At 58.1% G+C, this 18,072-nt stretch carries 12 protein-coding genes; 7 read left to right on the plus strand and 5 right to left on the minus strand.

What is annotated here, in order from left to right:
* Positions 1-7 precede the first annotated feature (7 nt).
* Positions 8-3,130, minus strand: coding sequence for a transglycosylase domain-containing protein (locus AC1MEW_RS09555; RefSeq protein ID WP_201256521.1), 3,123 nt, complete (start codon positions 3,128-3,130; stop codon positions 8-10).
* Between the two features lie 339 nt (positions 3,131-3,469).
* Entirely contained in the window at positions 3,470-3,928 is a 459-nt protein-coding gene (locus tag AC1MEW_RS09560) for an REP-associated tyrosine transposase (RefSeq protein WP_480426162.1), read from the minus strand.
* A 656-nt stretch (positions 3,929-4,584) separates the two neighbouring features.
* On the opposite strand from AC1MEW_RS09560, the gene AC1MEW_RS09565 reads away from it, so the two are divergent.
* Entirely contained in the window at positions 4,585-6,006 is a 1,422-nt protein-coding gene (locus tag AC1MEW_RS09565; protein WP_201206371.1) for an amino acid permease, read from the plus strand.
* A 218-nt stretch (positions 6,007-6,224) separates the two neighbouring features.
* On the opposite strand, the gene AC1MEW_RS09570 is transcribed toward AC1MEW_RS09565, so the two are convergent.
* Positions 6,225-7,352, minus strand: coding sequence for an OpgC family protein (locus AC1MEW_RS09570; protein ID WP_322269542.1), 1,128 nt, complete (start codon positions 7,350-7,352; stop codon positions 6,225-6,227).
* 237 nt (positions 7,353-7,589) lie between these two features.
* On the opposite strand from AC1MEW_RS09570, the gene AC1MEW_RS09575 reads away from it, so the two are divergent.
* From AC1MEW_RS09575 to AC1MEW_RS09590, 4 genes are all read left to right on the plus strand, one after another.
* On the plus strand, positions 7,590-9,095 hold the full coding sequence (locus tag AC1MEW_RS09575) for a glucosyltransferase domain-containing protein (RefSeq protein ID WP_480426163.1): 1,506 nt from the start codon (positions 7,590-7,592) through the stop codon (positions 9,093-9,095).
* Positions 9,096-9,210: 115 nt separating this feature from the next.
* Positions 9,211-9,585: a GtrA family protein gene (locus tag AC1MEW_RS09580; protein ID WP_201256525.1), complete on the plus strand. Its 375-nt coding sequence runs from the start codon at positions 9,211-9,213 to the stop codon at positions 9,583-9,585.
* A complete protein-coding gene (locus tag AC1MEW_RS09585; RefSeq protein ID WP_323570146.1) occupies positions 9,582-11,168 on the plus strand; it encodes a glycosyltransferase family 39 protein in 1,587 nt (528 codons plus the stop codon). Before AC1MEW_RS09580 ends, AC1MEW_RS09585 begins: the two co-directional genes overlap by 4 nt.
* Before the next feature lie 61 nt (positions 11,169-11,229).
* The gene (locus AC1MEW_RS09590; protein WP_201256527.1) at positions 11,230-12,891 is read left to right on the plus strand and encodes a glycosyltransferase family 39 protein; all 1,662 of its coding nucleotides are present in this window, start codon (positions 11,230-11,232) and stop codon (positions 12,889-12,891) included.
* On the opposite strand, the gene AC1MEW_RS09595 is transcribed toward AC1MEW_RS09590, so the two are convergent.
* The gene (locus AC1MEW_RS09595) at positions 12,800-14,419 is read right to left on the minus strand and encodes an FMN-binding glutamate synthase family protein (protein ID WP_322269537.1); all 1,620 of its coding nucleotides are present in this window, start codon (positions 14,417-14,419) and stop codon (positions 12,800-12,802) included. The genes AC1MEW_RS09590 and AC1MEW_RS09595 overlap by 92 nt on opposite strands.
* 223 nt (positions 14,420-14,642) lie before the next feature.
* Positions 14,643-15,443: a helix-turn-helix transcriptional regulator gene (locus AC1MEW_RS09600; protein ID WP_201256382.1), complete on the minus strand. Its 801-nt coding sequence runs from the start codon at positions 15,441-15,443 to the stop codon at positions 14,643-14,645.
* Positions 15,444-15,570: 127 nt separating this feature from the next.
* On the opposite strand from AC1MEW_RS09600, the gene AC1MEW_RS09605 reads away from it, so the two are divergent.
* Both AC1MEW_RS09605 and AC1MEW_RS09610 read left to right on the plus strand, forming a co-directional pair.
* Entirely contained in the window at positions 15,571-16,392 is an 822-nt protein-coding gene (locus AC1MEW_RS09605) for a carbon-nitrogen hydrolase family protein (protein ID WP_480426164.1), read from the plus strand.
* 241 nt (positions 16,393-16,633) lie between these two features.
* A complete protein-coding gene (locus AC1MEW_RS09610; RefSeq protein WP_201256384.1) occupies positions 16,634-17,959 on the plus strand; it encodes an APC family permease in 1,326 nt (441 codons plus the stop codon).
* The last annotated feature ends 113 nt before the right edge of the window (positions 17,960-18,072 follow it).

Raw genomic sequence — 18,072 nt, forward strand, 5'->3', positions numbered from 1 at the left:
GTGGCCGTCATCGCCGCACCACCGCTGGTGCCTGACACTCAGTGTTGCGACCCGGCTGCAAATACGGCGTCAGAATCGGCGCCATCCCTTTGAGCACCTGTACCGGCAACGCCGAAGTGAATTTGAATGTTTCAGCGGAGCGCCCCGGTACGAACGCGGTCAAGGTGCCGAAGTGGTGATCGCCGATGTAGAACACGAAAGTCGCGGTGCGGTTGATCGATTTCGAACTGAGGATCCGCCCACCAGCACCAATGGCTTCGATGCGGTTATCCCCGGTGCCGGTCTTGCCGCCCATGGCCAGCGGTGTGCCGTTCGGCAGTTTGAAACTGCCGGCCACCCGTTTGGCGGTACCGGCGTCTACCACCTGCGACAAGGCTTCGCGCATGGCCGTCGCCACCTCGGACGGCATCACTCGTTTGCCAACGTTCGGGTCATTGATCAACTGCGTTTCATACGGCGTATTGGCTGCGAAGTGCAGGCTGTCGATGCGCAATGTTGGCATCCGCACGCCATCGTTAAGGATGGTGCCGATCAGTTCGGCCAACGCGGCCGGCCGGTCGCCGGAGCTGCCGATGGCCGTGGCCAGCGAAGGGACCAGGTGATCGAACGGGTAGCCGACTTTCTGCCAGCGTTGGTGAATGTCGAGGAACGCTTCGATCTCGAGCATGGTGCGGATACGACTGTCACGGGCACCCTTGTGCTTGCTCTTGAACAGCCAGCTGTAAACCTCCTGGCGCTCAAACTCACTGGCTTTGACGATCTGGCTGAACTTGGCGTCGGGGTTGTTCAGCAAGTAGCCGATCAACCACAGGTCCAGCGGGTGGACCTTGGCGATAAAGCCCTGGTCCGGCAGGTCGTAGGCGCCGGGGCCGTAGCTTTGATAGAGGCGGTCGAGGCGCTCATCGGTGAGTTTTTCGTTGAGCTTGTCGGTGCTTTTCACGCCTTTGAGGTGTGAGCGCACAAACAGGTTGAAGCTTTCCTGACTGGCTTGCGGCAGCAAGTAACGGTGCACGGCGGCCAGGCGCATGGCGGTGGGGTGCATGCCGTCGAGGAAGGTATCGAGTCGGGCTTCGGTGTCTTTGTTCTGATACTTCTTCCAGAACCGCAATAGGAACGAGGTGCCTTCGCGGTCGGCGAACTGGGCCAGGTATTCCTGACGGCGCGGGTCTCTGTCATCGCCGAGCAATTCGGCGCTGCTGTTGGGTCCGGAATAGGTGCTGTAGCGCACCAGGTCGCGCATCAGCCGAATGAACGGCAGGTTGATCGACTCACGTATGGCGTCGCGCAGGCTTGGCATACGGCCGTTGTCTTCATTGCGGAAGTTATGGAACACGTGCAGGCCGCCACCGGTGAAAAACGCCTCGCCGGGGCTGGCCGAGTATTTACGGTCCAGCGCTGCGCCAAGCATTTTCGGCAGGCTGCGGTCGGAGTTCTGGATCAGGTAATCGACGGCCCAACGGCTAATACGATCCTGCTCGGGAACCGGAGTTTTCTTCAGCTCGGCAACGGTCTTGTCGAGGTATTTATCGTGCAGCTCGGAAATGATCTGCAAGTACGTGGTCAGCACGCGCATCTTGGCGGTGGAGCCCAGTTCCAGTTTGCTGCCTTCGTTGATGTCGAAGGGTTGGTCGGTACTGTCGGTCTGTACCCGCACGCGCGAACCGTCCGGGGTCAGTTCGAACAGGGTGAAGCTGTAGCGCACCTGAGTGGTACTGGTCGGCGTCAACAGGCGCTCGCCGATCAGGCCGATCTGCCCGGCAAAGACCGGGTCGGCCAGATGTTTGAGGTACTCGGTGGCCTGAGCCTGCAAGTCGCTCTGCAAGGTGGTGGTGGCCGACAGATCGAGGCGGTCGAGGTCATACAGCGGACGGTTAAGCATCGAGGCCAAACGACTGCGGGCGGTGCTGATGCCTTTGTTGGTTTCGATCGGCTGGATGGTCGGTTGGGTCTGCCAGTCGCGGTAGGTCACCTGACTGGCCAGCGCGGCGGCGGCGAGCGGTGCATCGATGACGTTGTTCTGGGCGAGCAGGCGAATGTGGCTGTCGGTGAGGTCGGCCAGTTCTTCGTGGCCCTTGGTCAGGTAATGGGAAGGGCGGCGCTGGGCGATCATGAGCGAGAGCATTTCACGCAGTGCCAGGCCTTTTGCTGCCATGGTTTTTGGATCCGTGGCGGTGCTGGCCAGACTTTCATTGGCCTTGCTGAAATCGGCGCCGTACCAGACACGCAAGCCCTCGGCCATGCCATGCACTTCGCCGTGGCCGGGGACGGCCGATAGCGGCACGCTGTTGAGGTAGTCGCGCACCACATTTTGCCGCACCTCCAGCGTTTGCGGGCCGGGCTGATAGGCGCGCACGCTGGCGGAAATCATCTGCCGGATCTTCTCCGCTCCCGACACGGTCAAGCCGTCGGGTGAGTGGCGGTATTTCTCAAGCTGTGTCGCCAGGGTACTGCCGCCCGCCGACTGCCCCGGCAAGTGCATCAGCTTGGCCACTTGGGACCACGCGGCCATGCCAAACCGTGGCCAGTCCACCGCCGGGTTGGCCAGGGGCTGCTGGGGGTCGAGCAGGAAGCGGTTTTCGATGAACAGCAAACTGTTGACCACCACCGGCGGGATCGATTCGAAGCTGGAATAGAGCTGTTGCGGATAGTTGAACTGGTACAGCGGAGCGGCGCGGCAATCGGTGATCGACAGCCCGGCCTGGATTTTCTCCGAATACGGTACGAACAAGCCGTGGTCGCTGTACTTCAGCAGCGCCGGGGAAAAGCGGGTTTGCGAGGCAATCACATAGTTACGCTTGATCAGCCGCGGCAGGAAATCCCCCATCGAGCTGTAGCCCAGCCGCAAATCGAACGGGCCGGCGCCGGGGTAGCGAATGGCGTCGCTGGGCCCGGGTTGCAGTTCGTAACTCAGGGACGCGGCAAATTTGCTGACTTCCCGGGCCTGAAACTTCGAGGTGCGCATTTCCTTGGCGGCAGCCAGGCCCAGCACGATCAGGATAATCAGCAGCAGCAACCAGAACGCCTTCCAGCCATGCTTGGAACGGCGGGGTTTTTCAGGTGGCGGCGCGTCATCCACACGTTCAGTTGGAACTTCGGTCTTGCTCGAATCGCTTTGCCATAACGCGCCCATAGTCGACTGATCCATTCACGCAGATTGATCGGACTTGTCTGAAGCTTAGACGGTGGTTGGCGATGGTGAAAAAATTGTGAACATAGAAATTTCGAAATGGCATGACGAGGTGCGTCCAAAGGGCTTGCGGTAATTAAGGATGTGCCTGTGGGAACTGGAACCTCTGTGGCGAGGGGGCTCGCCCCCGTTGGACTGCGAAGCAGTCCCCAGAAACTACAGAATCTACGGTGCATCAGGCACACCGCATTCATCCGGTTCACGACTGCTACGCAGCCGAACGGGGGCGAGCCCCCTCGCCACAGGAAGGGAGCGCCTTCCAAGTGAAGTTCTGCTCTGGCCTTATAGCCAGCAAGCATCCCAGAGCGGGTAGTCGCCAATTTTCTCCACTAACCGTGCACGTAATGGATTGGCAACGATGTAGCGGGCGAATGGCAGGAGACCTTCACCATCGCGGATCGCCCGGTCGTGATAGCCGGTTTGCCAAAGCGGGCCTCGCCGGCCGGTTACTTTGTTCACTGCCTGGGTACAACGTGATTTGGTCGCGCCGATGACATTCCCCAGGCTGTCGTCGCGTAATTGCATTAGCCAATGAAAATGATCGGGCATTACAACCCAGGCAATTGACTCCGCCAGACCCTGCTCGTGAGTTCGGCGCAGTTCTGCGACGAGCAGGCGTCCGAGTCGCCAATCAGAAAAAACGGGTACACGGTCGAGAGTAACGGTGGTGATGAGATAAGCACGGCCGCTTTCGGAATATCGTCCCTCACGTAGACGGTGAGAGTTTGGTTGAGTAGGCAATCCTTTGCTTCCCTGCGTAGTAGTCAATTTACGCTTTCAGGCTAGTGCCCGACTGTTGATGTCGGTGCTGCAATTGCTGAGTGAAAATTCTGATTCCTGTGAAGGACAAACTGTGGCGAGGGGGCTTGCCTGTGGTGAGGGGGCTTGCCCCCGTTCGGCTGCGCAGCAGTCGCCGACCCGATGGATGCGATGCATCAGATCCATAACCGGTCAGGAGGTTTGGGGACTGCTCCGCAGTCCAACGGGGGTAAACCCCCTCACCACAGGTTCTTGTAGCCAATTGGAATGGGTCTATGCCTGAAAGTGCCGAGTTAGAGCTGTTTACGGGTAAATACGACCTAGGTCTGAGCATGACGATGCACCAATGCTGTGCAATACTTGGCGCCGTTTCTACGGGTGATGACCGGGCATAAACCCAGGTAATGCCCCTCCGAAAACCGGGCTTTTGGCGGGACTTGTCGCTAAATGTTTTGGTTTATAGAGTGAAAATCCCTGCAATAAGCTTTTTATACTGCACGCCCGCTGATCTTGCAGGTTTTGTCCTACAAGACGGGTTTGCCCACGAGGCAGGCCCGGTTTCAGACAAGCAACGGCTTATCGGTCGACGCTTCGACACTCGGTGGTCACATCCAATAACAAGACGAGGTTGCACCCCTATGCCAGTTGGCAATCACCTGCCCCAAGGCGAGACCGCTCAGGGCGGCCCGCTCAAACGAGAACTCGGCGAACGGCATATTCGCTTGATGGCGCTCGGAGCCTGTATCGGCGTCGGCTTGTTTCTCGGCTCGGCCAAGGCTATTGAAATGGCCGGCCCGGCCATCATGCTGTCCTATATCATCGGTGGTCTGGCGATCCTGGTGATCATGCGCGCCCTCGGCGAGATGGCCGTGCACAACCCGGTCGCCGGTTCCTTCAGCCGTTACGCTCAAGATTATCTCGGCCCACTGGCAGGCTTTCTGACAGGCTGGAACTACTGGTTCCTGTGGCTGGTGACTTGCGTCGCGGAAATCACTGCCGTGGCGGTGTATATGGGCGTCTGGTTTCCCGAGGTGCCGCGCTGGATCTGGGCGCTGTCGGCGCTGATCAGCATGGGCACCATCAACCTGATCGCGGTGAAAGCCTTCGGTGAATTCGAATTCTGGTTCGCCCTGATCAAGATCGTCACCATCATTGCGATGGTCGTCGGGGGTGTCGGTGTGATCGCTTTCGGCTTCGGTAACGACGGTGTAGCACTGGGGATTTCCAATCTGTGGGCCCACGGCGGCTTCATGCCCAACGGCGTGCAAGGCGTGTTGATGTCGTTGCAAATGGTGATGTTCGCCTACCTCGGCGTCGAAATGATCGGCCTGACCGCCGGTGAAGCGAAGAACCCGCAGAAGACCATTCCCAACGCGATCGGCTCGGTGTTCTGGCGGATCCTGTTGTTCTACGTCGGTGCGTTGTTCGTGATCCTGTCGATCTACCCGTGGAATGAAATCGGCACCCAAGGCAGCCCATTCGTGATGACGTTCGAGCGTCTGGGCATCAAAACCGCCGCCGGCATCATCAACTTCGTGGTGATTACCGCAGCGCTGTCGTCCTGCAACGGTGGCATCTTCAGCACCGGCCGCATGCTTTACAGTCTGGCGCAGAACGGCCAGGCCCCGGCCGGTTTCGCCACCACCTCGAGCAATGGTGTACCTCGTCGCGCGTTGCTGCTGTCGATCTTCGTGCTGTTACTGGGTGTGCTGCTCAACTACATGGTCCCGGAAAAAGTCTTCGTCTGGGTCACCGCGATTGCCACCTTCGGCGCGATCTGGACCTGGGTGATGATCCTGTTGGCCCAGCTCAAGTTCCGCAAAGGTCTGAGCGCCAGTGAACGTGCCGGTCTTAAATACAAGATGTGGTTGTACCCGGTGAGCTCCTATCTGGCGCTGGCGTTTTTGGTGCTGGTGGTCGGCCTGATGGCGTACTTCCCGGACACCCGCGTGGCGCTGTATGTAGGACCGGCGTTCCTGGTGCTGCTGACGGTGTTGTTCTACGTGTTCAAGCTGCAACCAACCAACGTGACGCAAGGCGCGGCGCGTTCGGTTTCTTGAGTGTGTAACGCCTGAAACGCAAAAGCCCCGGTCTTGATGATCGGGGCTTTTTGTTGCGGCACGTAGTTTACTGTGGCGAGCGAGCTTGCTCGCGCTGGGGCGCGCAGCGGCCCTAAATGCAGACACCGCAATCCTTCAGGTGTACAGCATCGACCGGATTACGACTGCTTCGCAGCCGAGCGGGAGCAAGCTCCCTCGCCACAAAAACCGGGCATCAATCAATTGACTGCCAAGGTTTGAACAGGCCGGGTCAACCGCTTGTTGAAATCCAGCCAGGCCCCCAACAACGCCATCAACCCGGCCCCCACCAGCGCGGTGAAGACCTGCATGACGAACGCATCGTCGGTCATGGCATTGACCATGTCCGCCAAAGGCGCCAACAGCACCCCCAGGCAGAAGACTTCCAGCGAATAACGGCCCATGCGGCAACTTTGCTGTGCCAGCCAGTTTTGCGTCCAGCCGCGACCGGGCAGCAACTTGGCGGTGACGTAGGCCAATGCCAGGAAATGCACCAGCCGCACCGGCGACAGGTCGGTCTTGCTGATCGGGTACAACAGATTGCTCAGGGCGGCCGGCATCACGGCGTCGTGTATGTCCGGCCAGCGCCAAGAGACGGTAATGACACCGGCCACCACCACGTACACCGCCGCACTGACAAACAACGGCTGGCGCATCAGCGGGCGAGTCTCGGGCAAGCGTGGTCGCTGCCCGTGGATCGCCGTGGCGCCGCCAAGCACAAACAGCAATTGCCAGACGACGGGGTTGAAGTACCACACGCCATCCTTGATCGCCGCCAGATTCCAGCCGAACCACGGCGCCAACAGGTACACGGTCAACGACATGGCCACGACCGCCCAGGCTTTGCGCACCAGCATCGGCAGCACCAACGGCAAACCCGCCAGCAGCACGATGTACAGCGGCAACGGGTCCATAAGGTTCGGTTTAAAGCGCAGCAGCAACTCATCCACCAAGGCCTGCTGAGGATTGGTGATGAAGTGGTGCATGCCCATTTCTTCCACCAGGTCGCGGGTTTCCACATGGCTGTTGGCGAAGAACACAATGCCCATCAGCATCGCCAGCAGGAAGATATGCACCACGTAAAGCACCCAGGCGCGGCGCAGGATCTTCACGCAAGCGATCAGGTAACCATCGCGCGCAAGGATCTTGCCGTAGGCCAGGACTGCCGCGTACCCGGCGAGGAACACGAAGATTTCGGCTGCGTCGCTGAACCCGAAGTTACGCGGGGTAATCTGGCCGAGGGGGTTATGCGGCACGTGATCCCAAAAAATGAAGATCAGGGCCAGGCCTCGAAAAAAGTCGATTCGATGATCGCGTTCAGACGTCATGACTGAGGGCTCTTGAACGGGTGTTGAGTTAGGAGTGGAGCGCTGCGCAAAAGGTGCATGCCGCACGTCGGCGGCGCGCAGGGTGCCGTGGTTGGCCGCTAATTGCAAAGGCGGGATATTTCGGGATGTCTCCGGGTATTGCCCGGCTACGCCGTCTGTCTAAAAGCCGGTGATGTATGCCCGGCGCCGGGTTCAAAGTTTCATGGCTTGAGCGTGGGCACCCCAAGGGGCACGGGCATGAGGATCGGCGAATGGCTCGACAGAGAACTCGGCGGCCGTCGGGTCTGGCTGTTCTTTGTGTTCGCAACCTTTGCCTACGTCCTGCCGCTGATCCTCGCTGATTATTCCTACATCGATGACAACTGGCGCTCACTGGCCGCCGGTTTGGGCTGGGCCGGGGAGGGGCGGTTATTCACACAGCTGTTTTACAACGCGATGACCTTCAGCGGTGCAGCGCCGAACATCTTCCCGTTACCGTTGTTGATTGCCTCGTTGGCCATGGCCTGGGCATTGACCCGCCTGACCTTCCATTACTTTGACGAGCCGAGGTTATCCCACTGTCTGGTGGTGCTCGCGCTCTGGTACAACCCGTTTTTTCTGCAAAACCTTTCCTATCAATACGACGGGCCGGCCATGGTCTTGAGCCTGGTGGCCGTGATCTTCGCGATCACCTTTTGCAGCGCCTCCCGCGTCCAGCAATGGATCGTGCCTGCGTTGCTGATTGCGCTGGCCATCGGGCTGTATCAAGTCAGCATCAATGTGTTTTTCGGGCTGTGTTGTCTGGAGTTGCTGCGATTCGCGAATGACCGGCGCCCCTGGCCCGAGTGGTACCGCTTGATCGGCTGGAAACTGGCGCAAACGGGGCTGGCCTGGTTGATCTACGGCGCTACGGCTTACGCCTACATGAATCAGAGTCGCACCCTGTTGCTGAACTGGACGGCGGATCCTCTGCTGCAAGCCGAAATCAACGCGGGCCGGGTGCTGGAAAAAGTCATGCTGTTGTTCCACGGCGGATTCGCTTGGGTGTTTGCCGCGTTGTTGCTGTGCGCGGCTGCCGGCAGCGTTCAAGTGGGACGACGCCTGCTTGAGCGCCGGGAGGCGGGGCAGAAGAAAGCCCTGATCGGCGTGCTGTGTCTGCTGATCGTGCCCGCTACCGTGGTGTTGGTATCGGGTATCGCACTGTTATTTCGCGACTTCAATGAAGGCGCCCGAACCTTTATGGGCTTTGCCGTGCTGATGTTGCTGCTGTTCTACCTCAGTCATCTGGTGCTGGCCGCTGTGCATGAACGACTGCCGTTGCTGCTATTGATTCCGCTGCTGGCCATGCTGTCGTTGTCCTTCGCCTACGGGCGGGTGCTGATGGTGCAGAAGACCTTCGCCAACAGCGCGCTGTATGCCCTGAGCTACGACATTGCGTCGCGCCCGGCACTGCGCGATGCCAAACGTATTTATATGTCGGTGACGTATTCCGATCACTGGCTGTCGGGCGCCGCCGGTTCATTCAAACAGATGCCGGTGTTGCGCTATTTGCTCAACACCGACTACTACATGCTGGCCGAAAACCTGCCGAAGGTCGGCATCACCAACGTGGTCGCCGAGAGAGAGCGGCGCAACGCGACGCGGGTCGGCTATCAAGGGTTTGTGCCGCTGGTGGATAGCCAGTACTACCGCATTTATCTGCTGGGGGATTACGGTTTTATCGTCATGAAAGAGCCGGCGCCGATCACTGCGCTGCGCTGGTGAGTCGTGACCGTCTGTCAGGAACAACAGCCGCCCTGTAACTTCTTACAGTAGACGGCTCCCGCTCATGATTTTAGTTTGACAGACTCCTGAAACGGCGACGCAGCAAGGGACCAGCATGAAAGCCTTTTGGAAAGGATTCTCCACTTACACGGTGGTCGGGCTGGCCAATGCGATTATTCATTGGCAGCTATTCTTTGTGCTCACCACCGCTGCTGAATTCAGTCAGGCAGCCAGTAACTTTGCGGCGTTTTGCGTCGCTGCGTCGTTTTCGTTTTATGTGAATGCGCTGTACACCTTCGATGGCAAGGTGTCGCTGTACGGGTACTTGCTGCTTATTGGTTTTATGGGGGCGATGAGCTACGGCATCGGGCGTCTGGCTGATGAGTGGCGACTTCATGGAATGGTAACGGTGACGTCGTTTTCGTTATTGAGTCTGGTATGCGGGTTCTTTTTTTCGAAGTTCTTTGTGTTTCGTAGTGACGAAATATGAAGCGATCATTTATTTCCCTGCACTCAGGCACAGAAAGTACAGCTTGGCTGTTGATCATCCTGCTCGCATCCATGGTGCGTTTTCATAATATTAATCTTCCGTACTTCTGGACCGATGAAGCCTTTTCGGCGTTGGTGAGCGTTTTATCACCGCAGGCGATCTGGTTTCATATGGGGCATGAAGTGCATCCACCGCTTTATTTTCTGCTACTGCATTTATGGATTTCCGTTTTTGGCGACAGCGTCTTGGCCATTCGTTCGCTGAGTGCCGTGGCGGGTGTGGCAACGGTCGCTCTGGGGATGTGGTTGATGCGGATGATCAGCACGCCGAAAACGGCGCTGCTCGCCGGTCTTTTGATTGCGCTGTTGCCGATCTCCGTTCGTTACAGTCAAGAAGCGCGGATGTACACGCTGGAGGCCGTCTGGTTGTTGGGCGCCACGATTGCCCTGGTTTATTGGTTGAAGACTCCGCGCAATCGATATCTGGTGGTCTATGGGCTATTGATGACCGCCGCTCTGTATACCCACTACCTGGCGATTTTATGTGCGCTGTCTCACTTCCTGTATCTGGTGATGTTGAGGTTTGAACGGGACGAAACCCTGCACTACCTGTCGCGACCGATGCTGTGGGTGACCTACACAGGCATTTCCCTTCTTTACATCCCGTGGCTGATCAGCCTGGTGGATGAGGTCTTTGTCCACACCGAGCAGTTAAAGATCGGCGGCGATATTTTCTGGATTCCGGCACTGGCGCCTTACACCTTGCCTTCTTCGATCTGGAAGTTTTTAACGTTACGCAGTAACGAAGAGTTACCCGCGACGTTTTACCTGTTGCTTCCTATTCTGGTGGCGCTGGCTGCTGTCTGGGTGGCGATCAAGGAAAACGGTCGGTGGAAGTTCGGTTTTCTATTACTGATCTATACGCTTTTTCCGGTATTGGCCGTTGCCTTGATCTCGTTCAAGTTCCCGATGTTCGTCGAGCCTTACATGGTCTTTGCCGCCATGGGCATACCCATGATATTGGCGCTGGCCATCGCGAGAGTGGCGCGTCGACATTTAGTGCTGGCGATCGTTTTCGCCTGTGCGCTGGTGAGTATTCAGTGCGCGGGGTTGGCCACTCTTTATCAACAGCGTGATGAACTGGATGATCCGCGCAATGAAGCGAGCCATCCGCTGGACGACATGGTGGCGCGTATCAACGAGAGCGCCATTGCTGGCGACAGTATTGTCGTTGATGGCGGTTATTGGTGGTTGACCGTGGCGTACTACAGTCGCGCCGGGATTTCCCCCTTGCTGTATGACCCCCCTATGGGTGACACCACCGACAACCGACCGAATGGCTATGGTGCGTCTACCTTGATTTATCAGGATCGCGACAAGGTCTTTCTCGAAGACCTTGGTCAGTTACCGACGAGTGTAAATCGGGTGTGGTGGATAACCGGAACGGCCTTGGTGGACGACAAAACCCGGTTTCCGGCCAATTGGAAGTGTTTGATTGTTGAGGATGCGGGGGATATGGAGTTGCGGCTTTATGCAGTTGGGCCTTTTTCAACGGATGCGGGACATGAGTGTTTAACTCATTAAGTTTCTGAAGTGTGCGGCTCAAAAGAAATGAGCCGCTGTACATAACATGGACTATTGCCAGATGAAATATTTTGCTGCTTATCGGGTCGAGCATCCTGGCTTTTTACTTGAAGCATCGGGCCTTGTTGCAATAGTGATCCTGGCGCTGATCGTGCGATTTCACGGTATTGCGGTGCCGTCAGTCTGGTATGACGAGGCCTTCAGTCTACTCATTTCAAAAGAAGAACCCGTGCAAATATGGGCTATTACTGCGTGGGACGTTCATCCACCGTTGTATTACATCCTGCTGCATTATTGGCTGATGATATTTGGTGATAATGCTGTTTCCGCCCGCTCGCTGAGCGTGGTGGCCGATGTCGTCACGCTGTTACTTTGCATTAAGTTGATGAGTCTGTTTACGACGCGCAAGGCAATGTGGATGGCGGCATTATTGTTGGCGTTGCTACCGATGTCAGTTCGCTACAGCCAGGAAATTCGTATGTATGCCCTGCTGGGGTTCTGGCTAATGGGGGCAACCGTAGCATTGGTGTGTTGGTGCCAGGCTCCAGATAGAACGCGCTTTGCGATTATCTATGTGTTGCTGATGACTGCCGCTTTCTATACGCATTACTTTGCGGCGCTGTGCGTCATGGTGCATTGGCTTTATTGGTGGCAGTCGCGAAGTATTTCAGGCGCAGGGCTGGCTGCTCGTTCATGGATATTGGCCAACGCTGCCATTGTCGTGTTGTTTGTGCCGTGGTTACCGTATGTCATCGATCAACTGAGAGCAGGCCCATCACTAGGCTGGATACCACCTGCGACTTGGCAATCGATATTGACCATCGTCTGGCAGTTCATGGTCATGAAAGGTCCGGTGACTGATTCGTCATTCTGGGGTGTTTTATCGACAGTTCTGATCATTATCTGTTCGGCAAGGATCTTGTTGAAGGATCGTATCAAGCCTCGTTTTAGTGTGTTGTTGGTCGGCTATTTTTTTGTGCCGGTTCTAACGGTCTTTTTGGTCGCCTTGTTCAAGCCGATATTTGTTCCCAGATACCTTGGGTTTGCGGCTGTCGGATTGCCGTTAATCATTGCGACTGCGCTAGCCTCCTGGTGGCCGGTACGACGAGCCCTTGTTATTGGGCTTATGGCGTTTTTTCTCATAGGGGAGATACAAGGCGTGTCGGCCATCTACGGGCAAACGGATGATTTGAATGGGAGTAGCGTGCGTAAGACCATGGGGCTGGAGGGGGTAGCGGCTCACATAAGCCGGGATGCTCGACCAGGCGACGAGATAGTGTTCGACAGTTTTTTTTGGTATCTCCCGTTTATGTACTACAACACAACAGGTATCCAGCCGAGGTTCTACATCAGGTCGGCACAGGAGATGCTCACTTTGCTGTCACCCGGTCATGGTGCTCTGGCACTCATTCCACAGCGTTCGAAATGGATGTTTTTCCATGATGTTGCTGTACTGAAACAGGGTGACAGGAGAGTCTGGTGGGTCACTGATCTGCCTCATTCAGCCGATGAGGAGTTGTTTGGCAAGGACTGGAGATACGTACAAGGCTTCAAGGACCGCAAGATTGAAGCCCGTCTGTACGTCCTCGACTCAACGGCCACCCCCACGGAGGATGGCGTTCAAGAAGGTCTTACGCAGCAACAACCTCACTCGGCTCAAAACTATCCGCCCGCGCCATCTGCCACATCCGCGAGTAAAACTCGCCATTCACTTCCCCGGTGAGCAATTCCCCCGGTTTCAAAAACACATGCAACTGCGAGAACAATTTGATCTCGGTCGCCGACATGCGCCGCACCAGATGCTTGGCCGACAACTGCGAAGGATGTTCCAAACCCGCCGCCGCCAGCATTTCCGCCAGAGCCTTCAACGTATTGCGATGGAAGTTGAACACCCGCTGAGCCTTGTCCGGAACCACCAGCGCACGTTGGCGCAGGGTGTCCTGGGTGGCGACGCCGGTCGGGCATTTGTTGGTGTGGCAGCTTTGCGACTGGATGCAGCCGATGGCGAACATGAAGCCCCGGGCGGAGTTGGCCCAGTCGGCGCCGATGGCCAGGACGCTGGCGATGTCGAAGGCGCTGACGATTTTGCCGCTGGCGCCGAGTTTGATCTTGTCCCGCAGGTTCAGGCCCACCAGCGTGTTGTGGACGAACAACAGGCCTTCGCGCATCGGCACACCGATGTGGTCGGTGAATTCCACGGGCGCAGCGCCGGTGCCGCCTTCTTTGCCGTCGACGACAATAAAGTCCGGGAGAATGCCGGTTTCCAGCATGGCCTTGGCGATGCCCATGAATTCCCACGGGTGACCCAGGCAGAACTTGAAGCCCACCGGTTTGCCGCCGGACAGTTCACGCAGTTGCTGGATGAAATGCATCAGTTCGATCGGCGTGGAAAACGCGCTGTGGCGTGACGGCGAGATGCAGTCTTCGCCCATCATGATGCCGCGGGTTTCGGCGATTTCCTTGGTGACCTTGTGCTTGGGCAAGATGCCGCCGTGGCCGGGTTTCGCGCCTTGGCTCATTTTGATTTCGATCATCCGCACTTGCGGGGTTTGGGCCTGGGCGGCGAAGCGTTCCGGGTCGAAGCGGCCGTCGGCGGTGCGGCAGCCGAAGTAGCCGCTGCCCAGTTCCCACGTCAGATCGCCGCCATTTTCCCGGTGATAGGCGCTGATGCTGCCTTCACCGGTGTCGTGGGCGAAGTTGCCGAGCTTGGCACCCTGGTTCAATGCGCGAATGGCATTGGCGCTCAGAGAGCCGAAGCTCATGGCCGAGATGTTGAACACCGAGGCCGAGTACGGCTGGGTGCACTGCGGGCCGCCAACCATTACCCGGAAACTGCTCGGGTCGCTCAATGGTGCCGGGCGCATCGAGTGGCCGATGAACTCGAAACCTGACTGATAGACGTCGATCAGCGTGCCGAACGGTTTGTCGGCGCTTTCGTTTTTGGCCCGTGAATAGACCAGCGAACGCTGGGCCCGGGAGAAGGGCAGGGCGTCGCTATCGGATTCGAGCAGGTATTGGCGGATTTCCGGGCGAATGCCTTCTACCAGATAACGAATGTTGCCGAGGATCGGGTAATTTCGGCGCACCGCGTGGGGGCTTTGCATCAGGTCGAAGATGCCGACCAGGCTGAGGATGCCGGTGACGGCTGTGATCGGCCAGAGCCAGTCGTGCTCCAGAAAGGGCAGGCTGGCGAGGGTGAATATCACGCAGACGGCAAAGAAGGCGTAGCGGCTCAGGAGTGACAGGCTCATACGGTTTCCCTGGGTTCGGACTCGGTCATTGTTTGGCAATGCTGCATCTTGCTTTTTGTGGCGAGGGAGCTCCGTGGTGAGGGGGCTTGCCCCCGTTGGAGTGCGAAGCACTCCCAGCATTCCTTCAGGCAACCGCATCAATTGGTTTCACGACTGCTTCGCAGCCGAACGGGGGCGAGCCCCCTCGCCACAATGGTTTTGCCCGAAATTACGGTTAACCATTTCAGGCATTCTGCGCCTGGAGAAATATCGAAAACAGCTCGGATTGGGATTTGATCCCCAGCTTGCTGTACATGTGTTTCTTATGGACTTTCACGGTTTCGACGGAGATTTCCAGCTTACGGGCGATTTCTTTACTGGAGCAACCGCTGAGCATCAATCGCCCGACATCCAGCTCCCGAGCGGTCAACTGCGCACCTTTGAGTTGCTGCACCGAGGCTTCCAGCTGTACCCGCCAGTCGACCTGCGGTGGTGCCGGCGCCAGGGCCACGACTTCGTTGATTTCATAGGGCAGGCGCTGGCGTAACAAACCCAGCACCCACGGCTGGATCAGCGACAGCAACGCAATCTGCTGGCCACTGAAGCGCTGCTTGCTGCCCAGCGACAGGCACAGCGTGCGGTCGCCTTCGAGTTGGCAATTGAACTGGATTTCGTCGGCCACCACATTCAGACGAAAGTAGCGCTGGTAATACTCGGTCAGCTCGAAGTGCTCGGGGGCCACTTCCGACAGGCGATAGAGCCCGGTGCGCGATTGTTCGCGGCAGGCGATGTAGAACGGGTCGAGCAGGTACAAACCGCGCAGGTAATCCTGGAACAACTGATCGGGGCTGCCGTCCTCGCCCGGGCATTCGGCGAACACCAGCGGGTGCTGATCGGCGCTGAAAAGCAGCGCCACCCAGCTGTCGAAGGTCACGTATTGATCCAGCAACCGGACAAGCTGCGTCCAGAAATTGGGCTTGTCGAGGGCGTCGATCAGTTGCCCCACCGAGCGGTGCCAGGCGATGTCATCCAGCGAGAGTGTCATACATCTACCCCTATCGGGTTACCCCAGCCGCGTAATTCCCTGGCCGGTTGCTTGCTGCGCATACTGGCGCACAGACACCGACCGGGCAATCTTTCTGCATCCCCGGCGCACATAACAAGGAATACCCATGAAGGTCGAACTCGCCCAATTGGCGGGCCGTGACAACGACACGGCTTACAACCTCGAACGCGCACTGGCGGCGATTGCTGCCTGCGCCGTCGACACGCAACTGATCATGTTCCCTGAAGGCCACTTGATGGGCTTTGCGTCGGAAGAGACCGCGGCCCAGGTCGCCGAAGCGCTGGATGGCCCGACCGTCAGCGCGGTGATTGATGCGGCCCGCGAACGCAAGGTTGCGGTGGTCGTCGGCATGGCCGAGAACGACAACGGCCGGTTCTACAACACCACGCTGCTGATTACCCCCGAAGGCATTGCCCTGCGCTATCGCAAGACGCATTTGTGGGCGTCGGATCGCGGCGTCTACGAGGCCGGTGATCGCTACGCCACTTGTCTGTGGAACGGGGTGCGGGTCGGCCTGCTGATTTGCTACGACATCGAATTCCCCGAAACCGCCCGCGCTTTGGCGCAACTGGGCGCTGAGCTGCTGCTGGTGACCAACGGCAACATGGACCCGTACGGCCCGACTCACCGTACCGCGATCATGGCTCGCGCCCAGGAAAACCAGGCGTTTGCGCTGATGGTCAACCGGGTGGAAGCGGGTGATGGCGGCTTGTTGTTTGCCGGCGGCAGCGCGTTGGTGGATCCGCTGGGCACGTTGCTGTTCGAGGCCGGGCGGGAGGAGGGACAGTTTACGGTTGAACTGGACCTGAATCAGTTGACGGCGGCTCGGCAGGATTATCGCTACCTGGACGATCAGCGGCTGAAGTTGCCCGGGGAGATTGTTGAGCATGCTTCGGGATTGCGGGAGCTGCTGATTCCTTCGAACTGATCCGGATTCTGTGTCGATTGGACTGACGCTTTCGCGAGCAAGCCCGCTCCCACAGGGGATCTTCAGCGGACATGCAATTTGTGAACGACATAAATCAAATGTGGGAGCGGGCTTGCTCGCGAAGAGGCCCTGACAGACGACACACCTGCTGGACCGTTGAACCCAGAACAACAAAGCAACACCCGTAACTTGCGCCGAACTCGGCTCTGCCATAAATCTAATAAATTCGGAGTAGTCGCTCATGGCTCGTTTGCAACGCACCCTGTCATTGGGTTCGGTGGTGCTGTTTGGCATCGCCTACATGACGCCAATCATTGTGCTCGGCACCTTTGGCATCCTCGCTCAATCCACCGCCGGCATGGTTCCGGCCGCTTACCTGGCGGCGCTGGTGGCGATGTTCTTCACCGCCATGAGCTACGGGCGCATGGCCGCCGCGTTCCCGGTCGCTGGCTCGGCCTACAGTTATGTGCGCAAAGCCATCAGCCCGAAACTCGGGTTCATCGCCGGTTGGGCCGTGTTGCTCGACTACCTGTTCCTGCCGATGGCGATCTGGCTGATCGGCGCCGCTTACCTCAACTCCGCGTTCCCGGCGGTGCCGCAGTGGATCTGGGTGTTGGCGTTTATCGGCATCACCAGCGCGATCAACATCGTCGGCCTGAAGCTGGCCAACGGCATCAACGCCTTGCTGATGCTGGTGCAAGCGCTGGTGCTGATTGCCTTCGTCGTGCTGTGTATCCATTACATCGGCGGCGATGCGAGCACACCGCTATGGACGGTCAAACCATTCTTCAACGGCGACATGCAAATGCCGCTGATCATGAGCGGCGCCGCCATCGCCTGTTACTCATTCCTCGGCTTCGACGCGGTCAGTACCCTGACCGAAGAAACCCGCGACCCGCGCCGCACCATCCCACGGGCGATCATGCTGATTACCCTGATCGGCGGCTTGATATTTGTCGGTGTGTCGTACTTCGTGCAGATCGCCCATCCGGCGTTCCAGTTCGATAACGTCGACTCGGCGGCCTATGAGATTGCCCGCAACATTGGCGGCGACTTGTTTGTGTCGATCTTCCTGATCGGCCTGATCGTCGGCCAGTTCGCCTCGGGTCTGTCGGCCCAGGCCAGCGGTTCGCGGTTGCTGTTCGCCATGGGCCGCGACGGTGTGTTGCCCAAGTCGTTCTTCGGCACCTTGCATGAGAAGTTCGGCACGCCGGTCAACAGCATTTTGCTGTGTGCAGTGGTGGCCTTGCTGGCGCTGAAACTGGACGTGACCACCTCGACCTCGTTCATCAACTTCGGCGCGTTCCTGGCCTTCAGCCTGGTGAACCTGTCGGTGATCTTCCATTACTGGATCGCTGGCGAGAAGAAAGGCCCGCGTGAACTGGTGCTGTTCCTGGTGTTCCCGTTCATTGGGTTGGTTGCGGACCTGTGGCTGATGGTCAGCCTCGATCACCTGGCGATTTACCTTGGCCTGAGCTGGCTGGCGATTGGCGTGGTGTACCTGGCCGTGCTCACCGGCGGGTTCCGTCGTCAGCCTCCGGAAATGGATTTCCAGGAAGCCACATAAACCCAACCTGTTGCATGACCCTGTGGGAGCGAGCTTGCTCGCGATTGGGCCGTGTCAGTCAACATTTATAGTGACTGACATTCCGCTATCGCGAGCAAGCTCGCTCCCACATT

It is taken from the genome of Pseudomonas sp. ASL4 (assembly GCF_056680395.1).